The following is a 21,067-nucleotide window of genomic DNA, read 5'->3' on the forward strand; positions in this document are numbered from 1 at the left end:
GATGAAACCGTTTTTATTAAATGGGGTGCGCCATAAGTGGGGGAACATATATGGATGAAATGTTGACGATAGATAAAGTGTTGAATAATAATGTATTGATTGCTAAACACCCCTCCTACGAGGAAGTGGTTCTTATTGGAAAGGGGATAGGGTTCAGCAAGAAGAAAGGCGAATCAATTTCATTTAATAAAGCTGACAAAACGTTTTTGTTGAAAAACGAGAACGAAAAGGAGCAGTATGTGAATTTACTGCCTCATATTGAAGAAGGATTTATAGATTTTATGAATGACCTCCTTCACCATATTGAAAGCAGGATGGGACAGGGGTTGAATGAACACATTCATGTTGCCCTGACTGACCACCTGGCGTTCGCTTTAAAAAGAACCCAGAAAAATATGCAGTTCGCAAATCCTTTTCTTCCTGAAATTGAATCCCTCTATCCTAAGGAATATCAAATAGCTTTAGAGGTAGTGACCATGGTGTACGACCAACTGGGTGTTCAATTTCCTGAAGGGGAAGTCGGCTTTATTGCTCTGCATATCCATAGTTCCGTTACGGATAAGACACTTAGAGAAATAAACCGTCATAATCAGCTGATTACCCAATTAGTTGAAATTGTAGAAGAAACTATGCAGGTCAAAATAGATAAGCAAAGTGTGGACTATCATCGGCTTGTTCAACACTTGCACCGAGCGATCGACCGTGTCTATCAGGATGAAAATGTAGGGGATGAAATTCGTCTCGCAAAGATGTTGAAAGAAGAATATCCTGTGTGTTATAATTTATCATGGAAGTTAATCAAAGTGATGCAAAAACAACTTAATAAACCAGTAGATGAGTCCGAAGCTATTTATCTAACGATTCATTTACAACGACTAACTAATAAATCTTAACGTTACGTGTTACTGATACGATCAGGCATGAGTATCGAAGGAGTAATAGTTACGAAGTGGGTGAAGTATACCCATTAGTGCTATTGAACCTTTATACTCATGCCTTTTTTAGTGTCTTTTTTCGTAAAAATGTAACCGTTTTATTATTCTGAAAATTGTTGTTTTTGCATTGCTAATCTAAAATTAGGGAGGAATTACTTATGTTTAAGAATGCTTTTGGTACTTTACAAAAAGTCGGTAAAGCTTTGATGACACCAGTTGCTTTATTGCCAGCGGCGGGTATTTTGCTGGCATTCGGTACAAGTTTTGCTCAAGATGACTTTACTGATAGAGTACCGTTTTTTACAACTCCATGGATCATGACATTACTTGAAGTAATGGCCGAAGCCGGCGGAGTGGTCTTTGACAACTTACCTTTACTTTTTGCCGTAGGGGTTGCTATTGGTTTAGCTAAAGGTGACGGGGTTGCCGGTTTAGCTGCTATTATTGGTTACTTAATTATGAACGTAGTTATGGGTGTTTTAGGCAATGTTGATGCTGAAATGACCTCAGATCCAGCCTATGCGGAAGTTCTCGGGATACCTACACTTCAAACCGGAGTGTTTGGCGGTATTATAGTAGGTATAATGGCCGCGTCCTTATATAATAGATTCTTCAAAATCGAACTGCCTCAATTCTTAGGATTCTTTGCTGGAAAGCGATTTGTACCAATTGTTACAGCCTTTTCTGCGATTTTCTTAGGTATGGTCATGCTTGTATTGTGGCCTTTTGCACAAAATGGATTAAATGCACTTTCTCATTTGATGCTTGAAGGAAATCAAACGATTTCGGCTTTCTTCTTCGGTGTAATTGAAAGATCACTGATTCCATTTGGTTTGCACCATATCTTTTATTCTCCGTTCTGGTTCGAGTTTGGAACGTATGAGAATGCTGCGGGTGAGATCATTCGTGGCGACCAAACGATTTTCTTTGAACAGCTTTCTGATGGTGTTGAATTTACAGCGGGAACCTTCATGGTTGGTAAATTCCCATTCATGATGTTCGGGCTTCCAGCTGCAGCACTTGCGATATATCATACGGCTAAACCTGAACGTAAAAAAGTAGTCGGCGGAATTATGCTTTCAGCTGCTTTGACTTCTTTCCTTACAGGGATTACTGAGCCGCTTGAGTTCTCATTCTTATTCGTTGCACCAGTATTATTTGGAATTCATGCTGTATTTGCGGGATTATCATTTATGACGATGGAAATTCTGAATGTTAAGATTGGCCAAACCTTCTCAGGGGGTCTGATCGACTTCATCTTATTTGGTATTTTACCTAACCGTACCGAATGGTGGTGGGTAATCATCGTAGGTTTGATTTTCTCTGTTATTTACTACTTCGGTTTCCGCTGGGCTATTCTTAAGTTCAACCTTGCCACACCAGGTCGTGAAGATGAAGCAGCCGACGCAGGTGGCGATAGTGGAGAAGTGGATGATAAACCATTCGAAATTTTAGAAGCGATGGGTGGAGAAAAGAATATCAGCTACCTTGATGCTTGTATCACTCGTCTAAGAGTGTCTGTCCATGATAAAGAGAATGTTAATAAAGATCGTTTGAAGAAGTTAGGTGCTTCTGGAGTTATGGAAGTCGGAAATAATATTCAGGCAATTTTCGGACCGGTTTCTGATACATTACGCGGTCAAATGCAAGATATTATCGACGGAAAAACTCCTCGTAAACGTGAAGAGAAAGTTGATGAAAGTACGAAAGAAGCGGGTGCTGTAGCACCAGTTGCTGAAGGCGATTTGGAGTTTGTAAGTCCGATCAAAGGTAAAGTACTGCCAATCACTGAAGTGCCAGATCAAGTATTTTCAGGTAAAATGATGGGGGATGGCTTTGCAATTGAGCCGATTGATGGTAAAATTGTTTCGCCTATAAATGGTAAGGTACTTAATGTATTCCCAACTAAGCACGCCATCGGTCTTCAGGCGGATAATGGTATGGAGATTCTGATTCATATTGGAATTGATACGGTGAAGCTAAAAGGTGAAGGATTTACTTCTTATGTGGAAGAAGGATCTGAGGTAAAACAAGGACAAACTCTTATGGAAGTTGACCTTGATTACGTAAGCAAAAACGCTACGTCAATCATTACTCCAATCATCTTCACTAACCTGAATGAAGATCAAAAAGTAGAAGTGACTGCAGCGGGCGAAGTTGATCACAATACAGAAAATATTGTTACCATCACGAAATAAAAAGGAGAGATTCACTATGGCAGAACAAACAATGAAAATTACAGCTGCAGACGGCGTACACGCTCGTCCAGCAACAGCTCTTGTGCAAGTAGCTGGAAAGTACGAGGCTGACGTTAACATCGAGTACAAAGGTAAATCTGTGAACATGAAGTCCATCATGGGTGTCATGTCTCTAGGAATTCCAAATGGCGCTGAAATCAAATATACAGCTGAAGGTTCTGATGCTGATGAAGCTGTAGCGGCACTTGTAGCAAAAACTAAAGAAGAAGGTCTTGGTGAGTAATTTATCATCAGGAAAGGAGCAGGCTGTCACAGTCTGCTCCTTTTTTTGTGTCAAAAACACTTATTTTGAAACGGAGAATTGGATAGTTGTGCCATCCACAGGAAAACTGTGGCTTATAAGCTGGCTAGGTGGCAGTCTCATTAAATTCACCCCTAGGAAGGAGGGCCATAACACTGAATTTTCATAAGAGAGTTATTAAGTGATATGGCAGGACAGTGGAAGACTTGATTTCGAGACATAGGGTGAGTAGATCAGGGAGGCGGGGAATGGCTCGCTTTCCGTGGGAGTGCAGTGAGCTTCCTCGGGCTGTGGGTTACCTGCTGTTCCGTCATCATGATGAGTGGAAGGTGGTTTTAGGAATGGACTCGCTTTCCGTGGGAGTGCAGTGAGCTTCCTCAGGCTGCCGCCTTCCGGGATCTCACCAATCACTCTTATCCCACAGGAGTCTCGCCCATTCCTAAAACCACCTAACTAATATTAAGGGACGGAACTAAGACATGAGAAGCAAAAAACCCTCTTGTACTAACGTTTCCCAACCACCCTTTCATTATGAAGCGACTGCCGTGATCTCATCTCACCCGCGTATTTGAGCTTCGACGCTTAGCGGGTTAACGAGACTTCCTTCACTTCTGTACGATAAGTCAACATCGAATCATTCTGTTCTTCGTGTTTCCTTTGTCTCCGCCAGCTCAATCCAGCTGAACGAATCGCTTCCGCTTTTTACAAAAGAAGTCTCTAAAGCTTCCCAACAACCCCATTCGATGAAGGTGAGAAACGCCCCCCATAAGGAAAGGCTTCCGTCATTCCTGTCCTATAGTTAGAAAACGCTGTATAGCAAGTCTTTCGAACACATGCTTACATTGAGGTTGCTGCTTTCCTTGAAGCGGTTTCGAGACCTTATATGGAAAGGGGCGGAAGGAAACGGTGAGACTCCTGTGGGATGAGCGGGACAGGTGAGACCCCACAGAGCGAAGCTCGAGGAGGCTCAGCGCCCGCCCCACGGAAAGTGAATCGTTTCCTGCAGCCCCATACTCCCACTATGTCTCGAAACTGATTCTTCCTAAAGGGAGCTTTAGTTTAATAACTACAATAGGCTCAGTCGAAAGACGACTGAGCCCTTGTATAAAACATTTATAACTTTTACTTATCGATAAATATTTCCGGCCGGCCATCATCTTCGTCAAAAATCTGCTCAGCCACTCCTTCGGGTCCTTTTAGAGAAGCAGGGTCGCTGACATGGTCACTTTCATCCCAAAAAGGTGTATTCATTCCGCCCATGTACACAGCGGTTGCTTTCATCGGTTTGTTTTCCCACTCTTTGTGCAGACTTTCTGTGAAGCCTCGAACAGCAAACTTAGAAGCACAATATACGGCTTCATTGCTTTTGCCACGTAAACCTGCTGTGGAAATAATGTTCAGCACACGGCCATGCGATTGTTTAAGCAAAGTGGAAAATCGCTGTGTCATTAAAATAGTCCCTTTAACATTCGTGTTCATGATTTGCTCGATATCTTCCGGTGTATACGAACCTAGTTCTCCGAATATGCCAATACCTGCATTATTGATCAAAACATCAAGGTGATCCAGCTGTTTCAGCGCTTCATTGACAGAGGCTGGCTCAGTAACATCGCAAATAAGTATTTCTGCATCTCCGCCCCTTGCTTTAATTTCTTTTTGGACAAGTAGCAGCTTTTTCTCGGTTCTGCCAGTCAGAATAACGTTGTAGTCATATTTAGCATAATGTAACGCTAATGCCCGTCCAAGCCCGGTGCCTGCTCCTGTTATCAATACTTTTCTCAAAAAAATAACCTCCCCTGTCTTTATAATCATCGTCATATCTATTGTGACAAAAGACTGATAAAATGGAAACACATAAGATATACAAGAGGTGTTTGACAATGGAGAAAAGATACAGTGAATACAGCTATGGGGAGCTTCGCAGCGAAGTGGCCCTGCTGAAAGAAAAAGCGTTGAAAGCTGAACAATTAGGTATGGTCAATGAATACGCCGTGTACGAAAGAAAAATCACGATGGCTAAGGCCTACATGCTTGATCCTGAGGACTTTGATCCGCAAACGGAATATGAAATAGAGGGAGACCCTGCTCATACATTTTACATTGAATACTTAAATGGAGTATTCGCGTGGGGGTATAGAAAAGGAATTACTGGAGAGCGTGCCGGTAAGAAAGAAGAAGCTCTACCTATTTCTATGATTGGAAAGCGAATAAAAGAGTGAAAGAAGCGCAGCCATGAGCTGCGCTTTTTTAATTAAGACCTTTTTCTCGCTTGTACTTCCGTTATTTGTGCGGATTGAGTTTGTTCTGTTTCACCGTTTACTCGCTGATTGAGATGTTTCGACCCTCTGTGGAGGTTTTTTAAGGATTTATGTCCTTTACCCATTTAATATTTTCCTCCCTGGTTTACTTCTCTTTCTCTTGAGTGCAGCGCTCGTTCCTGTGGTTTAGAGTTGATTTTACCATCAGGTTTCAAGGCTAGATATTCACTTTGATCGTCTGGCGATGAAGTCATTTTTCTATTGGGAAATCCTTTTGCTTTATTTCGCATCCGTGACCCTCCTAAGCCCGGCTTTTTGCGGGCAAGTTTAGTATGTGTGTACGAGAAAAGTTTATGTGGTACACTAGGGTGAAATCATTCCCATACTTGGAGTTGATAAAAATGGACGGAATCCATCAGCGTCTGGCTGAGCAGTTATATGAAAAGAATGAACGATTGACGATCGATGAAGCACGAACGTGGGTAGAACTACTCTGGGAAGACTTTGAAGCGACTAGGGCAAAAGCAGGCCGCAAATATCAGGGCAAACAAGTGACTGAACAGATCGTCACTCAATGGATCAACCATTATGGTCCGAACTTACACGAATTCATTGCCACTAATCCCAAATTCAAAGAACTTCTTAAACGAAAAGGGTACTTGCATTAAAAAAGGATCCGTGCCACGTTAGCACGGATCCCTTTATTTTGTATCGGTGGCAATTGTCATTTTGTCTTGTAATTTCTCTTCTGTGAAAACCCAGCCCGTATACGAATTCAGTATAGTTAACTCTTCCCCATGTTCATCATCGATTTGCACAAGAGCAACAAAGGGGTAGCGGTCTTTTGAGTAATATCTTAAATCAGTGAAACGAACTTCTGTATATTCATCAAAGACATTGATATCATAACGATACACAGGTGAGAAAGACAAGAAAGCTTTGATATTGTGATCGGTCAATGCTTTTTGAACAACAGGATCTTCGTAATCAATGTCCTTATAGATATATTCATCTAAAATAGTGATATGTCCATCTTCAGCACGAGCAACGTAATAATTTGTTTTCGTTTCAATAGCAATTCTCCATACGTTTTGTTTCATGGTAGGAGAGGTTGCGACTTGGACGATGTCATCGAAATATTCATCGATCAGCTTAACAAGTTCACGTTTGTCAAAATATCGTTTAACATAGTATAAAGCGATGACGAAATAGATGAGAAGCCACATATATCCAGGGTTAGCCCCTAAGTTCCATGCGACAATCCCTGCGATATGCATCATAAAAATATACGGATCAAACGTATTGATGAACCCATAAGCTACCCATCTTTTTGTAAAAGGACGGTAGGCTTGAGTACCGTATGCATTAAACACATCAACAAAAACATGCAGGATGACTGCGAGAAATGTCCATAGCCAAAGATGCAGAAAGTTGACATCAGGGGTGAATAATTGAATGATCGAAGCAATTCCAATGCCCCATAAGATCACAGCAGGAATCGAGTGAGTGATTCCTCGGTGGTGACGGATATATACAGCGTTGTTTTTAAGTTTTAAGACGGTGTCAAAATCTGGTGCTTGGGATCCAGCTAATGTTCCTATAAGAACGGCATTGAACAATATAGGGTCAGACTGGACGACAGGATCTAACGTAGCTAGCCCGCCAAGTGCCACACCCATGACCACATGAGTGCCAGTATCCATGAATGCTTCCTCCTTTAGCCCGACAACAATTTTACAGATGATGAAGGATGATTGAAATTGAAAAGACAAGAACGTGCAGAAACTATATTAAACAATTTTAACAGAAATGCGTTTCAAAACCAGTTAATTGATTGGTTTAAGAAAGAGCAGCGAATCTTACCATGGAGAGAAAACCAGGACGCGTATCGTGTATGGGTCTCAGAAATAATGCTCCAACAAACTCGCGTGGATACGGTAATCCCTTACTTTAATAATTTTCTAGAAAAGTTCCCGACTCCTGAAGCTCTAGCCGAAGCGGAGGAGCAAGAGGTTTTAAAGGCGTGGGAAGGCTTAGGTTACTATTCCCGAGCACGCAATCTGCAAAACGCTGTTCGAGAGGTTGTGGAACAATATCAAGGAAAAGTTCCAGATAACAAAGAACAATTAGGAGCTTTAAAAGGGGTGGGCCCATATACGAAGGGAGCAATTCTCAGTATCGCCTTTGATCAGCCTGAACCAGCTGTAGATGGGAATGTAATGAGGGTGTTATCCAGAATTCTTCTAGTAGAAGATGATATAGCCAAAGCAAGCACAAAAAGCCTGTTCGAATCGCTGGTTTTAGAGCTGATATCAAAAGAAGACCCTTCCGCATTTAATCAGGGGCTGATGGAGCTTGGGGCCATTATTTGTACACCTAAATCCCCTTCCTGCTTATTGTGTCCGGTTCAAAGCGAATGCAGAGCATTCATGGAAGGGAAAGAAAGAGAACTGCCAGTGAAAGTTTCCAAAAAGAAACAAAGAAAACAACCCTTCATTTCCTTGTTTATTGAGAATGATAAAGGAGAAGTCCTTATTGAAAAGCGGCCTTCAGAAGGGCTGTTAGCTTCCTTGTGGCAATATCCAATGGTACCGCTGGATGCCATCGATGAACAAAATCTCCCTCACTGGTTCTTAGGTGAGTACGGTATAGAATTAGAATTAGGGTCTACTATTGACAGGGTAAGACACGTCTTTTCCCACTTGATTTGGGATATGGAAGTGAAAAAGGCAACTATCCAAAATGGTAAATTAGATAGGGAAAACGCCAGATTCGTCAAAAAAGAAGACGTTTCTTCATATCCTTTTTCAGTTTCTCATCAAAAAATCCATAAACACTTAAATTGATTACATCTCCCAGGAAGCTTCGCGCTGTTTCAAACCGCCGCGGAGCTTTATTTCATTATTGATCTCTCTCAATATGCTAACACCTTCCTGATTCAAGTAAGGTGCTATTTGTGATAATGAGAAGTGAAAATAACTTAACTCCAGATTTTCCCACTCTTCTTTTGACATCATATTCAGTTCTGATAAATCTCTTCCTGCATACATAAAAAACCTCCTATACCTTGTTATTATAGGCTTTCAAGCATTTTTTATGTATGGAAAAATCCATAAAAATCAGCTATTTTGAGCTTTTGTAACCGAACTGTAACCGAACTGTAACGAAGCATGGTGAAGCTTGTCATATCAATTGTTTTCATAGTTTCATAGGGCGGATTCTATGTTTAGCCATATAGACAACCTATCAGAAAATATGAATAATAGGAAACAGAGCAAACGACATACCAATCACATACTAATCATTACATTCATTTTTTACTACATAGATTTTTTTACAGACAAATTAATTTCACGTGATTCATAAAAAAATTAAAAAAGAGGGGTTACATACGATGAATAAGAAACAAATTGCAACTACGGTATTCGGTACGATTGTTGGTGCATCACTTTTTGGAAGTACAGCCATGGCAGATGAAGCACATAAGGTTAAATCCGGAGATTCTTTATGGGCATTAGGGAAAAAATATAACACAAGCGTATCTGACCTAAAATCATGGAACGATTTGAACAGCGACATAATCAGAGTGGGACAATCTCTAGTCGTCAACAAGGATAGTTCATCTAATAACTCTTCAAGCAGTTCAAGCAAAAGCAGTACATACAAAATCAAAAGCGGCGATACGCTATCTAAGATTGCGTCTAAACATGGTGTATCTGTAAGCAATTTAATGGACTGGAACAACTTGAAGTCTTCTTTGATCATTACTGGAAAAACCTTGAAGATTAATGGGTCAAGCAGTTCATCCAGTTCAAGTTCTTCTAAGTCAAGCAGCTCATCCAATTCCAGCTCTTCTAAGTCGAGTGCTTCCACCTACACTGTTAAATCCGGAGATACACTTTCTAAAATTGGAAGCAAGTATGGTGTGAGCGTTTCAAACCTTCAAAGCTGGAACGGGATTTCAGGTCACTTGATTTATGTAGGGCAAAAGCTGGATCTTAAAAAATCATCAAGTTCAAGCAGCAGTTCAAGCAAAAGCTCGAGCAGCAACTCCAGTTCAAGCAAGAGTTCAAACAGCAGCTCAAGCTCAAAAAAGGAATCTGTTAAAGGTACTTCCACATCTTCAAACAATTCAAACCTGGTTAGTGAAGCTAAAGATCATATCGGTACTCCATATAAGTGGGGAGGAACGTCTACATCTGGATTTGATTGCAGCGGCTATCTTCAGTATGTTTTCGCTGAAACAGGTACAGATCTTCCGCGTACTGTAGCTTCTATGTATGCTGACAGCCGTATGGATTCTGTAAGTCGTTCTAATCTGCAAAAAGGCGATTTGGTTTTCTTTGAAACGTATAAGCCTGGTGCTTCACATGCCGGAATTTATGTTGGGGACAACAAATTCATTCATGCAGGATCATCCCGTGGTGTAGAAATCAGTTCACTGTCAAACAGCTACTGGAACCCGCGTTACATCGGTGCGAAACGCATGTAAACTTGGAACAATAAAAGACGCTTCCTTTTTTAACAAGGAGGCGTCTTTTTGCTTGTTTTAGACTTTTAAAAATTTTAATAAAAACGATGAATGAAATTACGGAACCTGTGCAAAATAATCTTTGCGGAGGTGATATTGATGGCTAAGCAACCGAAACAAGGTAAAACTGCAGCTGGTACAGATATGAACAAAGTAAGACAACAAAACCAACAAGCTGCTCAGCAGAACGCTCAGCAAAATGCTCAACAATCTGCTAAAGGTCAGAACCAATACGGTACTGAATTTGGTCAGGAGCAAACTGACGCGCAACAAGTTCGTCAGCAAAACCAAAAATCTCAGGCTAAGAAAAAGTAGCATTTGATTGGTTAATCTGTACAGACTGTACAATTAGCCTGCATCAAACTCCCAGGAGCCGCCCGAATTCGGGCGGCTTCTTACATATTGAATACTATTGTTTTCATTCAGGCGGATAACTCGTTATAATAGGGAAAGATGATGAACGGGATATTGTAAGGGGAAGGGGAGATGAATATGCCCGGCCCGGAATCAGGATTACGTACAGAAATACAAAGTTATAAGCATAATGGAAAGCTGCATCGCGTTTGGGAAAGCACCACAGTGTTAAAAGGAACGAAAAATGTAATTATTGGTGCAAATGATCGGACGAGAGTGACAGAAAGTGATGGACGAACTTGGATAACAAGGGAGCCCGCCATTTGTTACTTTCATTCGAAACATTGGTTCAATGTTATCGGCATGTTAAGGATGGACGGAGTTTATTACTATTGTAATATTAGTTCTCCGTTTATATACGAAAACGGGATCATCAAATACATCGATTATGACTTGGATGTAAAAGTCTTTCCGGATATGACATATAAGCTGCTCGATGAAGATGAATATGAATTGCACAAAAAAATGATGAATTACCCTCACGTTTTGGATCGTATACTTTATAACAACGTAGAAACCTTACTTCGCTGGATCAGACAGCGAAAAGGACCTTTTTCACCGGAATTTATTGACCAATGGTATGAACGATTTTTGACTTATAGGTAATCGATCTTGCGCACCGACAGAGTGCGCTCGATTATTTTTTTGAGTTTTTTATTTGCAAAAGGGGAAGTAGGTGGTGCGTTTTGGGAAGTATTAAGCGTTATCTGAAGTTTGTTAAACCTTATAAAGGAAAAATCATTTTAACGATAATGATAGGGATTGTTAAGTTTTCAATTCCTCTATTAATGCCATTGATCATCAAATATGTCATTGATGATATCATCAATGCTGAGTCGTTGGCCCAGTCAGAGAAAATTGACCAGCTTCTATTATTGATGGGCGGAGCGTTTTTTATATTTATGATCTTGAGGCCGCCGGTTGAGTATGCTAGGCAGTATTTAGCTCAATGGATAGGAAGTAATATTTTATATGATATTAGGGATAAATTATTTGATCATATACAAAGACTGAGTCTCGGATTTTATTCTCGTACGAAAACAGGGGAAATCATTTCAAGAGTCATTCATGATGTTGAGCAGACGAAAACGTTTGTCATAACTGGCTTAATGAATATCTGGCTTGACATGTTTACTATTGTTATTGCAATTATAATTATGTTGACAATGGATCCTTGGCTTACATTAGTTGCTGTGGCATTATTCCCATTGTATGGTTTCGCGATAAAGTATTTTTATGTAAGGCTGAGGGATTTGACGAAAGACCGCTCCCAGGCTTTAGCAGAAGTTCAAGGTCACTTGCATGAAAGAGTACAGGGGGTGCCTGTAACTCGAAGTTTTGCTTTAGAAAACCATGAACAAGCCCAATTCGATACGAGGAATTCTAATTTCCTTGATAAAGCAATCAAGCATACGAATTGGAATGCTTATACGTATTCGATAACTAATACGATTACCGATCTTGCACCTTTGCTCGTTATCGGGGTTGCGGGGTATTTAGTTATTAACGGTTCCATGACAGTGGGGACCCTGGTTGCTTTCACAGGATATATGGATAGAGTTTATAGTCCTCTGCGTCGTCTGGTAAACTCCTCAACGGTGTTGACCCAGTCGATTGCTTCCATGGATCGAGTATTTGAATTTTTGGATGAGAAATATGACGTCATTGATAAAAAGAATGCAAAACCGCTTAAGGATGTAAAAGGCGATGTTACTTTAAACAACGTATCTTTCAGCTATGGTGAAAACGAGCCGGACGTACTGAAAAATGTTGATCTTCAGGTACAAAGAGGAGAAACGATCGCTTTTGTAGGTATGAGTGGAGGCGGAAAGTCTACATTGATCAGTCTGATTCCGCGTTTTTACGATGTGACGGGTGGAGAGATCTTGATTGACGGTACGGATATCAGAGATCTGGAAGCGAGAACTTTACGGGATAAAATAGGGATGGTGCTTCAAGATAACATCTTGTTCAGTGACTCCATCGAAATGAATATTAAGATGGGGAACCCTGAGGCATCTGATGAAGAAGTTATTGAAGCGGCCAAATCGGCGAATGCGCACGAATTTATCATGAGCCTGCCAGAAGGATATGACACCTTAGTAGGTGAGCGAGGAGTCAAGCTATCTGGAGGACAGAAGCAGCGTATTGCTATAGCTCGTGTTTTCCTGAAAAATCCTCCGCTGCTTATTCTGGATGAAGCAACATCAGCACTTGATTTAGAGAGTGAAAACCTTATTCAGAATGCCTTAGAGCGATTGGCACACGACCGTACGACTTTCATAGTAGCTCACCGGCTATCTACGATCACTCATGCAAACCGCATCGTTCACATTGAGAATGGAGAAATTGTAGAAGTCGGATCACATGACGAACTGATGCGTCAAAAAGGTCACTATTATGACTTATATCAAGTGCAGAAATTAGACGATACTCCGACTGAATATATGGGAACGTAAGAAGGAGTCCTATTAGTATAAGTTATTCAGGTATTTGGGTAAGAACGAATCACATGCAAAAATGCTTAGAGTGCCAGTACAGGGCTCTAAGCATTTTTTATGGAGAGAAGCCAGCTCCATACTTGTGTTGTCAGGTTCTAAGAAATGAGGGCGAGGTGATTGCAGGGAATGGATTCGTTTTTGTGTGAAACATATTTATTACTAAAAAAATCGAGTATGAAACCTTTGTGGTTCCACACTCGATTTCTCTTTTGGTTTTTTCTTTCTTCTGCCACGATATCTGAACAACTTGTCTTCAGCTATTTTTCAGTGGTTTGAATGTACGTGTTGGGATTATATTTTTGATAACTTTTTAACAGCCTTTTTAATTTTTCGAGCTGATAATAATACTCCATAAGTTGAGAAGCAAGCGGTAGGAAAACAAGTTTATCCGGGTTGTTGCTCTCTTCATACACTTTCATTAACCTTTCAACGAGCAGGGGAATATTAGGCTGTTCAATCTGCCGTAACGACTTTCTGTGAGTCTGTTTTATTCTGCCCTTTAAGCTGAGGACAAGTTTTTCATGAGCATTCACTAATTTATCCAGCTCGCTGACGAGTGTATCCTGGAATTCCTCTGGGATTTGTTCGATTTTTTTATCTAAGCGGTGAAATGCTTTAAGAACATCAAAAGACTTCTTCGTTGTCGTTATAAGCTGTCTGAATAGTACGAGTTTCCGCCCTTTGGAGAACCTTGACCCTTTCGTGTACGTTCTCTCTTCTGAATAAAGGAGGTACGTATGATCAAGCCATCTGATATTATCCTGGATGCGGATGATTTCATATTTTAATGCTGGTTCGTCTGATAATTGGCGAGTCGTAACGCGCAGCCATTGTAGAATATCGTTCGTTGCGGAATCGATTTTCGTAAAGAGTTTAGTTTCATATTTAGGCGGCATGAATAAGAAGTTCACAACAAAGGCTGCCAGTATACCTAAAATCATGGAAGAGAACCGTGAAGCAGCGAAATTGATAAACGTTTGGTCGGTTGAATCCATTAAAGCGATGACTGCCACAGCAGCAAGGGTTATCGTATTTTCGTTCATTTTTAAATTCATGGTAACACCGATAACAATAATAATTGCAAATGCCACTATGAATGGATCGTTGCCTAATGTGTAGACGGCTACGATGGCAATTAGTGCACCAATAATATTCGCCTGAATCTGCTCTACGATTGATTGATAAGATCGATAAATCGATGGCTGGATTGAAAATACGGCCGCTATAGCGGCAAGTAGTGGGCTGATAAATCCTAACAGGCTAGCTACGTACAAGGCAACAGCTACGGCTAAACCTGTTTTCATCATGCGAGCGCCGAGTTTCATGGGAGCATCATCCTTACCATTAGTAATGAAAAAACTGCATCTTAAGAAAAAGGTTTTTATTGCGACAGCGAGTGGTGTAGACCACTCGCTGCATATTTACATTAAAATTCTTTTGCCATCGTTTGGAATGTCCTGCTGATGGCTTGGAGGGTTTCATCAATATCCTGCTCTGAATGTGCAGTTGTCAAAAACCACGCTTCATATTTCGACGGAGCCAGATTGATGCCTTCTTCAAGCATAAGTTTGAAAAAGCGTGCGAACATTTCTCCGTCGGTGTTTTCGGCCTGCTCGTAATTTTCAACTTTTTCATCCGTGAAGAAAACGGTAAGCGCTCCTTTAAGCCGGTTAATAGTCATTTGGATACCATAAGTCTGAGCATGATGGATAATTCCCTCTTCAAGCCGTGCGCCTAAGCGGTCCATTTCTTCATATACACCGTCTTGCTGCAGTACTTCCAGACAAGCAATGCCCGAGGCCATAGAAGCAGGGTTTCCTGCCATTGTTCCTGCTTGATATGCAGGACCAAGAGGAGCAACTTGTTCCATTATATCTGCCCGTCCGCCATAAGCGCCAATTGGAAGTCCGCCTCCGATGATTTTACCCATAGCAGTCATGTCCGGTTCAATGCCAAGCAGCTGCTGGGCACTGCCATAAGTGAAACGGAACGCTGTGATGACCTCATCATAAATGACGAGTGCTCCAGCGTCGTGGGTAAGATCGTTCACTTGCTGTAAAAATCCTGGCTTCGGTTCGACAATACCAAAATTACCAACAATGGGTTCGACTAGAACACCGGCAATTTCATCTCCGTACTTTTCTATAGCTTGTTTGAATGGTTCAATATCATTGAATGGAACAGTGATGACGTCCTCGGCAATCGATGCAGGAACTCCCGCTGAATCCGGCGTTCCAAGTGTAGAGGGACCAGAGCCTGCCGCCACAAGAACGAGGTCAGAGTGGCCATGATAGCAGCCTGCGAATTTAATGATTTTATTTCGACCTGTGTAGGCACGCGCCACGCGGATCGTAGTCATCACTGCTTCCGTACCTGAGTTTACAAATCGTACTTTATCAAGGGAAGGAATCGCGTCCTTCAGCATTTTGGCAAATTGATTTTCAAGAGCCGTAGGGGTACCGTACAGCACACCGTTTTGAGCAGCTTTTGTTATTGCTTCTGTAATATGTGGATGAGCATGTCCGGTGATGATAGGACCGTATGCGCCTAAATAATCGATGTATTTCTGTCCGTCTACATCGTAGAAGTAAGCTCCTTCTCCGCGTTCCATATAGACGGGAGTACCTCCACCGACCCCTTTATAAGCACGGGAAGGAGAGTTGACTCCGCCCACGATATGTTCTTGAGCTTCTTTAAATAAAATTTCTGATTGGTTTTCCTTCAATGTGATTCCTCCAATAAGTGACATTCAATAGTCATTGTAGCACGATTTAAAAAAACAAGTGAGTGATGGCGATGATTCATATAAAGGAAAGTTCCCGCATATTAAGTCAGTAAGCCTGTCTACTTTTTAAAAAGGTCGTGGCCGCATGATAATGATAGGGATATCCTTATTTAGTCTGTTGATCATTGTAGGGAGCATTAGACATCTGTTTACTTCTATTGAAATAGAACACCATAGGTTTTCTTTCCAGGTTTTTGTGACTTTGATCCTCCTTTATACTGTAGTGACGATCGGATTTGGATTAGTCTATGCCACTTTGTCGATCAATGGGGTGGAAGTGTTTCTGCGAACCGTCCGTACTTACCCGCCCTCATGGCCGGATGAAATTACTAAAGGTATTTATTTCAGCGGGGTGACGTTATTCACTGTAGGGTATGGGGACCTGATGCCAATTGGATGGGGCCGCTGGATTGCGTTAATTGAAGCAATGATCGGTTATACAATTCCTGCAGCTTTAGTAGCTAAAGTATGGCAGTCTCAAAAAAAATAAAGCTGAGATTGGAACTTTGCCTTCATATACGATACTCTTGAAATAGAAATATTTTAGGAGGGATTCAAGTATGACAGTAGATGTAGGACAAAAAGCACCAGATTTCGAACTGAAAGCTCATACGGGTGAAACCGTTCAATTATCTGATTATCAAGGTCAAAACGTAGTATTATACTTTTATCCAAAAGACATGACACCAGGATGCACAACAGAAGCCTGTGATTTCCGTGACAAACATGAAAGCTTCGCTGATTTAGATGCAGTTGTTTTAGGGGTCAGTCCTGATCCTATTGAAAGTCACAAGAAATTCATTGATAAACATGACCTCCCTTTCTTGCTGCTGGCCGATGAAGATCATAAGGTAGCTGAAGAATATGGAGTATGGAAATTGAAAAAGAATTTCGGAAAAGAGTACTACGGGATAGAGCGTTCCACTTTCATTATCGATAAAGAAGGCAACTTAGCTGAAGATTATCGTAAGGTGAAAGTAGATGGACATGTTGAGACAGCTCTACAATTCATCCGCGAAAATTTAGCATAATTCAGAAGCCGTGGTAGTTTAACTATCACGGTTTTATTTTTAACTTATATAATCAAAGGTTAGGGAAAGATCTTTAAGCTGCGAATGGTTCCTTATACATAGTCAAAATAGGGCGGTGATTTGTTTTCATGATCCCTAAGAAAAAGAGCAGCATCTGCCTATACAAATAAAGCTTCAAAAGCCTTATCTATTCGCCAGGAGATATTTGTAAAAAAAGCGAAGCTTGCAGTTTGAGCAGTCGTACTATCATAATAGAAGAAACTAGGTTCAGGAGGGGACAGCATGATTGTATTATCAGCAATCAAAAGAGTACCGGAAAGTATAAAAAAGCATATCCAGCACACTTTCAAGGAAGCCGATTTCTTATGGTGCCACGGAATAGAAGAAGCAGAGCAGCACTTGAACAAGGCGGAAATATTCATTACATATGGGGAAGATCTGAATGACGCTCTCATCGATAAAGCCAAACATTTGAAATGGATTATGGTATTGTCTGCTGGAATGGACCGCATGCCATTTGAAGCTATAGGTGAAAGGGATATTCTCGTTACTAACGTAAGGGGGATACACGCTCAGCCAATGGCTGAATATGCTTTATCAATGATCTTACAAGTGGCTCGTAATGCTAAGGTTCTATACCAAAGAGAAAAGGAACACGCATGGGACCGCAGTGTCCCTATGGCAGAATTAAGTGGAAGTAATATGGTCTTGCTTGGTACAGGAGCCATCGCTCAAGAAACTGCCCGGCTGGCAAAAGCATTCAACATGAAAACGATAGGCGTGTCTAGATCAGGAAAATCAAAGTCCTACTTTGATGAGACCTGCACTGTCGAAGAAATGCACACAGTCCTCCCGGAAGCTGATTACGTTGTAGCGGCGTTACCGAGTACACCGGAAACGAGTTATCTATTAACAAAAGACCACTTTGCTCTCATGCCGGCTCGCTCTGTTTTCTTGAACATGGGGCGAGGGGATCTAGTGGAAAGCTCAGTCATACTAGAAGCGGTCCAGCAGGAAGAGATTTCTCATGCTGTTCTTGATGTCTTTGAACAAGAACCGCTGCCTAAAGACCACCCGTTCTGGAAAGAAGAAAAGGTTACGATTACATCACACCTTTCAGGAATTTCTCCTCAATATGTACCGAGAGCGTTTGAAGTATTTGAAAGAAATATGAATGCTTACCTTAATAACGGGGAAATGGAAAACATAATCGATACGAAAAGGGGATATTAACGTGCGCATTTATACAAGATCAGGGGACAAAGGGCAAACATCTTTGATTTATGGAGACCGTGTAGCAAAAAATGATTTACGAGTAGAAGCTTATGGAACTTGTGATGAAGCCAATTCTTCTATAGGTTCAGCATTAAGTCATTTGACTAGAGAAGATTGGTCTGAGAAAGAATCATTCTTAAAAGCGATGCATAAAATTCAAACGATCCTTTTTCATGTAGGTGCCGAACTTGCCACACCAAAGGGCAAAGAAGTATTGTGGGAATTGAAAAAAGAGCATATTGAAGAACTCGAAAGCTATATTGATCAGTGGGACGAACATTTAGCACCTCTAAAAAACTTCATTCTTCCTTCTGGACACGAGGCTTCAGCCGGTCTGCATATGGCGAGGACGATTGTAAGAAGAGCAGAAAGACTGGCTGTGGCATTGGAAGAAGAGCTGAATAATCCATTAGTCGTATCCTATTTGAACCGTCTTTCAGATCTATTGTTTGTAGCAGCTCGCTATATAAACCATCAATTAGGCGGGAAAGAAATTCCGTTAATGCCTGATGTGTAAAAAAAGGGGTCATTCCGCCCTATGCATTGATTGACAATTAATCGATTCACAGGTTAAACTATTTATAAGGATTCTAATTTGATAATATTCTAAATCAAGAATCAATTTACGAAAGAGAGGTGCATGACGGTGTCAAATAATCGACTTCAAGAAGCGATTGATACGTTAAAAGATTCTGGGGTACGTATAACACCACAACGTCATGCGGTGCTTGAATACCTCCTGAATTCTATGACTCACCCTACAGCTGATGATATTTATAAAGCATTGGAGAGTAAATTTCCTAACATGAGTGTTGCTACGGTTTATAACAACTTACGCGTGTTCAGAGAAATTGGTCTTGTAAGAGAGCTTACGTATGGAGATTCTTCCAGCCGTTTCGATTGTAATACAACTGATCATTATCATGCGATATGCGAATCATGCGGTAAAATAGTCGATTTCCATTATCCAAGTCTAAATGAAGTGGAATCATTAGCTGAGCAGGTGACTGGATTTGATGTAAGTCATCATCGCATGGAAGTGTATGGTACATGTTCACAATGCAAAGCTAAAGCTGCCCATTAATTTTATTCATAAAGAAAGGACCTGCTGAAATATCAGCGGGTCCTTTTTACGTACGTTGATCAGCTTCTTCTTTCTGATAACGTTTAGAATTATATTTCTCATCGAATTCTTTACCTTCAAGCGACTTATCCATCGTCAATGGCTGCTTGCAATGCATACATGCATCGACTCGTCCAAGCATTTTTGTCGGTTTCTCACAGCTGGGGCAGACTATTTGAATCGTTTTTGTTGAAAGCATGCCAATCCAAAAGTAAACGACCGTACTCAGACCGATGAATCCCATGCCTAAAATCATGAATATCGCCATGGCCCAGACCGTTTCTTTAAAGAGAAGGCCTATGTACATGACCCCAAAACCAACAAAAATCAACCAAAATGCAAACGACCGGATTTTGTTAATCTTACTCGTATATTTTAAAGCCAACAGAATTCCCTCCTACGTAGCTTACAAACGTAGTATAGCATTTTTTCAAAGAAAAATATATTTACGAAAAAGGAATTTGGCTATAAGTATCGAATAACTTTAGTGAACTGATTATCTATTTGGGGGAACTATAATGGAAGATTTATTAAGACCCATTTACCAAGAAAGAGCCAGCCAGGCCAATACACTTGGTGTGCTTATTTTAGAAAAAAAGAAACCGATCAGCCCGGTGACTGACAATTTTGATGTCATTCTATTCATCATTGTAAAAAATGCAGAAGACGACTGGTACGTGAAACACTATGAATTTGCGGATAAATCTGCTGCCATGCATATAGTAGATGAAACACTTCTTCAGCATTGGATTGATACTAGTTCTTATAGGAGATCTGTGGAATGGGTCATTAATGGATCCATTATTTTTGAAAGAAATGATTACATCTCTTCATTAAAAGAAAAGCTCCGTTCCTTTCCTACTGAAACGCGTGATTTGAAAAAAGCGATCGAGTTCGCTAAATTGATCCGCAGTTACAGCGAGTCTAAGGATTTGTATGAAAACGGCCATCACTTGGACGCATACAGTCGAATGGTCTCTTCTTTACACCACTTGGCAAGATTAGCGATTATTGAAAAAGGATTCCATCCTGAAGTTACGGTATGGAATCAGGTGAAAAAAATCGAACCTGAAATCTATAAGTACTATGAAGAGTTGATTATGAGTAAAGAATCTACAGAGAAAAGAGTTCAATTAATGACTTTGGCGGTAGAACACGCCATAAGTATTCGAGCCGGATCAAGTGCTAAGCATTTATTAGAGCTAATGAAACAAAAAGAACAACCATGGTCATTCGGTGAGTTGAAGGTCCACCCTGAAATCGAGGAATATGCACTGGATCTTTCATCTATGATCGAGTACTTAGTAGAGAAGGAACTGGTCGAAGTTGTTCTTCAGGATACTAAGGGATCCGGTATATATCACAGGACGTATAAAGCCGTTCATAACTGATCATACTTAATGAATGGAAAGAACCCTTTCTTTGCTTATATAAAAGAAAGGGTTTTTTATAAAAAACCTATTGACGTTCTATTGAATCCCGTGGTATATTATTAAGCGTCGCATCAAGAGCGGGCGGCAAACGAAAACATAATTAATAATTAAACGGAAAAAAGTTGTTGACTTAAAACTTACACCGTGATATATTAATTAAGTCGCTGTTTTGAAGCGGCAAACAACATTTGATCTTTGAAAACTGAACGAACCAACCAGTACGTCAAGTCTTCTTTCTACTAAAGAAGGAAGTAAAACAAGCACATTCGGTGTGCAAATGAG

24 protein-coding genes are annotated in these 21,067 nt (G+C 40.7%); 16 read left to right on the plus strand and 8 right to left on the minus strand.

Annotated features, from left to right (window positions below; translation table 11 throughout):
* Positions 1-50: 50 nt before the first annotated feature.
* The 3 genes from glcT (at position 51) to O2Q26_RS17595 (ending at position 3,416) form a co-directional block, all read left to right on the plus strand.
* The gene (glcT, locus tag O2Q26_RS17585) at positions 51-893 is read left to right on the plus strand and encodes a glucose PTS transporter transcription antiterminator GlcT (RefSeq protein ID WP_289217130.1); all 843 of its coding nucleotides are present in this window, start codon (positions 51-53) and stop codon (positions 891-893) included.
* 200 nt (positions 894-1,093) lie between these two features.
* The gene (gene ptsG, locus O2Q26_RS17590) at positions 1,094-3,133 is read left to right on the plus strand and encodes a glucose-specific PTS transporter subunit IIBC (protein WP_289217131.1); all 2,040 of its coding nucleotides are present in this window, start codon (positions 1,094-1,096) and stop codon (positions 3,131-3,133) included.
* A gap of 16 nt (positions 3,134-3,149) precedes the next feature.
* Positions 3,150-3,416, plus strand: a complete 267-nt coding sequence (locus O2Q26_RS17595) for a phosphocarrier protein HPr (protein WP_253937369.1) — start codon at positions 3,150-3,152, stop codon at positions 3,414-3,416.
* A 1,140-nt stretch (positions 3,417-4,556) separates the two neighbouring features.
* Here O2Q26_RS17595 and O2Q26_RS17600 read toward each other — a convergent pair.
* Positions 4,557-5,216 (minus strand): SDR family NAD(P)-dependent oxidoreductase, encoded by a 660-nt coding sequence (locus O2Q26_RS17600; protein ID WP_289217132.1) that lies wholly within the window; start codon positions 5,214-5,216, stop codon positions 4,557-4,559.
* Between the two features lie 98 nt (positions 5,217-5,314).
* On the opposite strand from O2Q26_RS17600, the gene O2Q26_RS17605 reads away from it, so the two are divergent.
* On the plus strand, positions 5,315-5,653 hold the full coding sequence (locus tag O2Q26_RS17605; RefSeq protein WP_253937367.1) for a YfhH family protein: 339 nt from the start codon (positions 5,315-5,317) through the stop codon (positions 5,651-5,653).
* Positions 5,654-5,685: 32 nt separating this feature from the next.
* Here O2Q26_RS17605 and O2Q26_RS19120 read toward each other — a convergent pair whose 3' ends face one another.
* Entirely contained in the window at positions 5,686-5,817 is a 132-nt protein-coding gene (locus tag O2Q26_RS19120) for a YpzG family protein (protein WP_352232264.1), read from the minus strand.
* Positions 5,818-5,982 (minus strand): small, acid-soluble spore protein K, encoded by a 165-nt coding sequence (gene sspK / locus O2Q26_RS17610; RefSeq protein ID WP_253937365.1) that lies wholly within the window; start codon positions 5,980-5,982, stop codon positions 5,818-5,820.
* Between the two features lie 111 nt (positions 5,983-6,093).
* Between sspK and O2Q26_RS17615 the strand changes: the two genes are divergently transcribed.
* A complete protein-coding gene (locus O2Q26_RS17615; protein ID WP_289217133.1) occupies positions 6,094-6,360 on the plus strand; it encodes a YfhJ family protein in 267 nt (88 codons plus the stop codon).
* Positions 6,361-6,393: 33 nt separating this feature from the next.
* Here the strand turns inward: O2Q26_RS17615 and O2Q26_RS17620 are convergent, their stop codons facing one another.
* The gene (locus tag O2Q26_RS17620; RefSeq protein ID WP_289217134.1) at positions 6,394-7,395 is read right to left on the minus strand and encodes a metal-dependent hydrolase; all 1,002 of its coding nucleotides are present in this window, start codon (positions 7,393-7,395) and stop codon (positions 6,394-6,396) included.
* A 57-nt stretch (positions 7,396-7,452) separates the two neighbouring features.
* On the opposite strand from O2Q26_RS17620, the gene mutY reads away from it, so the two are divergent.
* Positions 7,453-8,538, plus strand: coding sequence for an A/G-specific adenine glycosylase (mutY, locus tag O2Q26_RS17625; RefSeq protein ID WP_289217135.1), 1,086 nt, complete (start codon positions 7,453-7,455; stop codon positions 8,536-8,538).
* Here the strand turns inward: mutY and yfhS are convergent, their stop codons facing one another.
* On the minus strand, positions 8,539-8,742 hold the full coding sequence (yfhS, locus tag O2Q26_RS17630; RefSeq protein ID WP_289217136.1) for a mother cell protein YfhS: 204 nt from the start codon (positions 8,740-8,742) through the stop codon (positions 8,539-8,541). It lies immediately after the preceding gene.
* A 344-nt stretch (positions 8,743-9,086) separates the two neighbouring features.
* Between yfhS and O2Q26_RS17635 the strand changes: the two genes are divergently transcribed.
* The 4 genes from O2Q26_RS17635 (at position 9,087) to O2Q26_RS17650 (ending at position 13,096) form a co-directional block, all read left to right on the plus strand.
* Positions 9,087-10,184, plus strand: a complete 1,098-nt coding sequence (locus O2Q26_RS17635) for a C40 family peptidase (RefSeq protein ID WP_289217137.1) — start codon at positions 9,087-9,089, stop codon at positions 10,182-10,184.
* Positions 10,185-10,322: 138 nt separating this feature from the next.
* Entirely contained in the window at positions 10,323-10,538 is a 216-nt protein-coding gene (locus O2Q26_RS17640; RefSeq protein WP_253937359.1) for a gamma-type small acid-soluble spore protein, read from the plus strand.
* Between the two features lie 177 nt (positions 10,539-10,715).
* Complete coding sequence (gene ntdP / locus O2Q26_RS17645; RefSeq protein WP_253937377.1) at positions 10,716-11,243, plus strand: nucleoside tri-diphosphate phosphatase; 528 nt, start codon at positions 10,716-10,718, stop codon at positions 11,241-11,243.
* Between the two features lie 80 nt (positions 11,244-11,323).
* The gene (locus tag O2Q26_RS17650) at positions 11,324-13,096 is read left to right on the plus strand and encodes an ABC transporter ATP-binding protein (RefSeq protein ID WP_289217138.1); all 1,773 of its coding nucleotides are present in this window, start codon (positions 11,324-11,326) and stop codon (positions 13,094-13,096) included.
* A 299-nt stretch (positions 13,097-13,395) separates the two neighbouring features.
* Here the strand turns inward: O2Q26_RS17650 and O2Q26_RS17655 are convergent, their stop codons facing one another.
* Both O2Q26_RS17655 and O2Q26_RS17660 read right to left on the minus strand, forming a co-directional pair.
* Entirely contained in the window at positions 13,396-14,463 is a 1,068-nt protein-coding gene (locus tag O2Q26_RS17655; RefSeq protein WP_289217139.1) for an FUSC family protein, read from the minus strand.
* A gap of 101 nt (positions 14,464-14,564) precedes the next feature.
* A complete protein-coding gene (locus O2Q26_RS17660; protein ID WP_289217140.1) occupies positions 14,565-15,863 on the minus strand; it encodes a glutamate-1-semialdehyde 2,1-aminomutase in 1,299 nt (432 codons plus the stop codon).
* A 145-nt stretch (positions 15,864-16,008) separates the two neighbouring features.
* Here O2Q26_RS17660 and O2Q26_RS17665 point away from each other — a divergent pair, with 145 nt between their 5' ends.
* The 5 genes from O2Q26_RS17665 to perR all read left to right on the plus strand — a co-directional run bounded on the left by O2Q26_RS17665 (position 16,009) and on the right by perR (position 19,313).
* Complete coding sequence (locus O2Q26_RS17665; RefSeq protein ID WP_289217141.1) at positions 16,009-16,413, plus strand: potassium channel family protein; 405 nt, start codon at positions 16,009-16,011, stop codon at positions 16,411-16,413.
* 70 nt (positions 16,414-16,483) lie between these two features.
* Complete coding sequence (gene bcp, locus O2Q26_RS17670; RefSeq protein ID WP_289217142.1) at positions 16,484-16,954, plus strand: thioredoxin-dependent thiol peroxidase; 471 nt, start codon at positions 16,484-16,486, stop codon at positions 16,952-16,954.
* A 282-nt stretch (positions 16,955-17,236) separates the two neighbouring features.
* On the plus strand, positions 17,237-18,187 hold the full coding sequence (locus O2Q26_RS17675; RefSeq protein WP_289217143.1) for a D-2-hydroxyacid dehydrogenase: 951 nt from the start codon (positions 17,237-17,239) through the stop codon (positions 18,185-18,187).
* 1 nt (position 18,188) lies between these two features.
* Positions 18,189-18,746: a cob(I)yrinic acid a,c-diamide adenosyltransferase gene (locus tag O2Q26_RS17680; protein WP_289217144.1), complete on the plus strand. Its 558-nt coding sequence runs from the start codon at positions 18,189-18,191 to the stop codon at positions 18,744-18,746.
* A gap of 123 nt (positions 18,747-18,869) precedes the next feature.
* Positions 18,870-19,313 carry a peroxide-responsive transcriptional repressor PerR gene (gene perR / locus O2Q26_RS17685; RefSeq protein WP_256558377.1) on the plus strand — a complete coding sequence of 148 codons (444 nt, stop codon included), beginning with the start codon at positions 18,870-18,872 and terminating at the stop codon, positions 19,311-19,313.
* A gap of 46 nt (positions 19,314-19,359) precedes the next feature.
* Here the strand turns inward: perR and O2Q26_RS17690 are convergent, their stop codons facing one another.
* On the minus strand, positions 19,360-19,737 hold the full coding sequence (locus O2Q26_RS17690; RefSeq protein ID WP_253937352.1) for a YgzB family protein: 378 nt from the start codon (positions 19,735-19,737) through the stop codon (positions 19,360-19,362).
* 133 nt (positions 19,738-19,870) lie between these two features.
* On the opposite strand from O2Q26_RS17690, the gene O2Q26_RS17695 reads away from it, so the two are divergent.
* Positions 19,871-20,743: a nucleotidyltransferase-like protein gene (locus O2Q26_RS17695; protein ID WP_289217145.1), complete on the plus strand. Its 873-nt coding sequence runs from the start codon at positions 19,871-19,873 to the stop codon at positions 20,741-20,743.
* Positions 20,744-21,067 lie beyond the last annotated feature (324 nt).

The sequence above is a fragment of the Halobacillus campisalis genome, assembly GCF_030345335.1.
GTDB lineage: Bacteria > Bacillota > Bacilli > Bacillales > Halobacillaceae > Halobacillus_A > Halobacillus_A campisalis.

Coding starts and splice junctions, on each gene's coding strand:
- glcT (WP_289217130.1), top strand. CDS start 51: ATGGATGAAATGTTGACGATAGATAAAGTGTTGAATAATAATGTATTG.
- ptsG (WP_289217131.1), top strand. CDS start 1,094: ATGTTTAAGAATGCTTTTGGTACTTTACAAAAAGTCGGTAAAGCTTTG.
- O2Q26_RS17595 (WP_253937369.1), top strand. CDS start 3,150: ATGGCAGAACAAACAATGAAAATTACAGCTGCAGACGGCGTACACGCT.
- O2Q26_RS17605 (WP_253937367.1), top strand. CDS start 5,315: ATGGAGAAAAGATACAGTGAATACAGCTATGGGGAGCTTCGCAGCGAA.
- O2Q26_RS19120 (WP_352232264.1), bottom strand. CDS start 5,817: ATGGGTAAAGGACATAAATCCTTAAAAAACCTCCACAGAGGGTCGAAA.
- sspK (WP_253937365.1), bottom strand. CDS start 5,982: ATGCGAAATAAAGCAAAAGGATTTCCCAATAGAAAAATGACTTCATCG.
- O2Q26_RS17615 (WP_289217133.1), top strand. CDS start 6,094: ATGGACGGAATCCATCAGCGTCTGGCTGAGCAGTTATATGAAAAGAAT.
- O2Q26_RS17620 (WP_289217134.1), bottom strand. CDS start 7,395: ATGGATACTGGCACTCATGTGGTCATGGGTGTGGCACTTGGCGGGCTA.
- yfhS (WP_289217136.1), bottom strand. CDS start 8,742: ATGTATGCAGGAAGAGATTTATCAGAACTGAATATGATGTCAAAAGAA.
- O2Q26_RS17635 (WP_289217137.1), top strand. CDS start 9,087: ATGAATAAGAAACAAATTGCAACTACGGTATTCGGTACGATTGTTGGT.
- O2Q26_RS17640 (WP_253937359.1), top strand. CDS start 10,323: ATGGCTAAGCAACCGAAACAAGGTAAAACTGCAGCTGGTACAGATATG.
- ntdP (WP_253937377.1), top strand. CDS start 10,716: ATGCCCGGCCCGGAATCAGGATTACGTACAGAAATACAAAGTTATAAG.
- O2Q26_RS17655 (WP_289217139.1), bottom strand. CDS start 14,463: ATGAAACTCGGCGCTCGCATGATGAAAACAGGTTTAGCCGTAGCTGTT.
- O2Q26_RS17665 (WP_289217141.1), top strand. CDS start 16,009: ATGATAATGATAGGGATATCCTTATTTAGTCTGTTGATCATTGTAGGG.
- bcp (WP_289217142.1), top strand. CDS start 16,484: ATGACAGTAGATGTAGGACAAAAAGCACCAGATTTCGAACTGAAAGCT.
- O2Q26_RS17675 (WP_289217143.1), top strand. CDS start 17,237: ATGATTGTATTATCAGCAATCAAAAGAGTACCGGAAAGTATAAAAAAG.
- perR (WP_256558377.1), top strand. CDS start 18,870: ATGACGGTGTCAAATAATCGACTTCAAGAAGCGATTGATACGTTAAAA.
- O2Q26_RS17695 (WP_289217145.1), top strand. CDS start 19,871: ATGGAAGATTTATTAAGACCCATTTACCAAGAAAGAGCCAGCCAGGCC.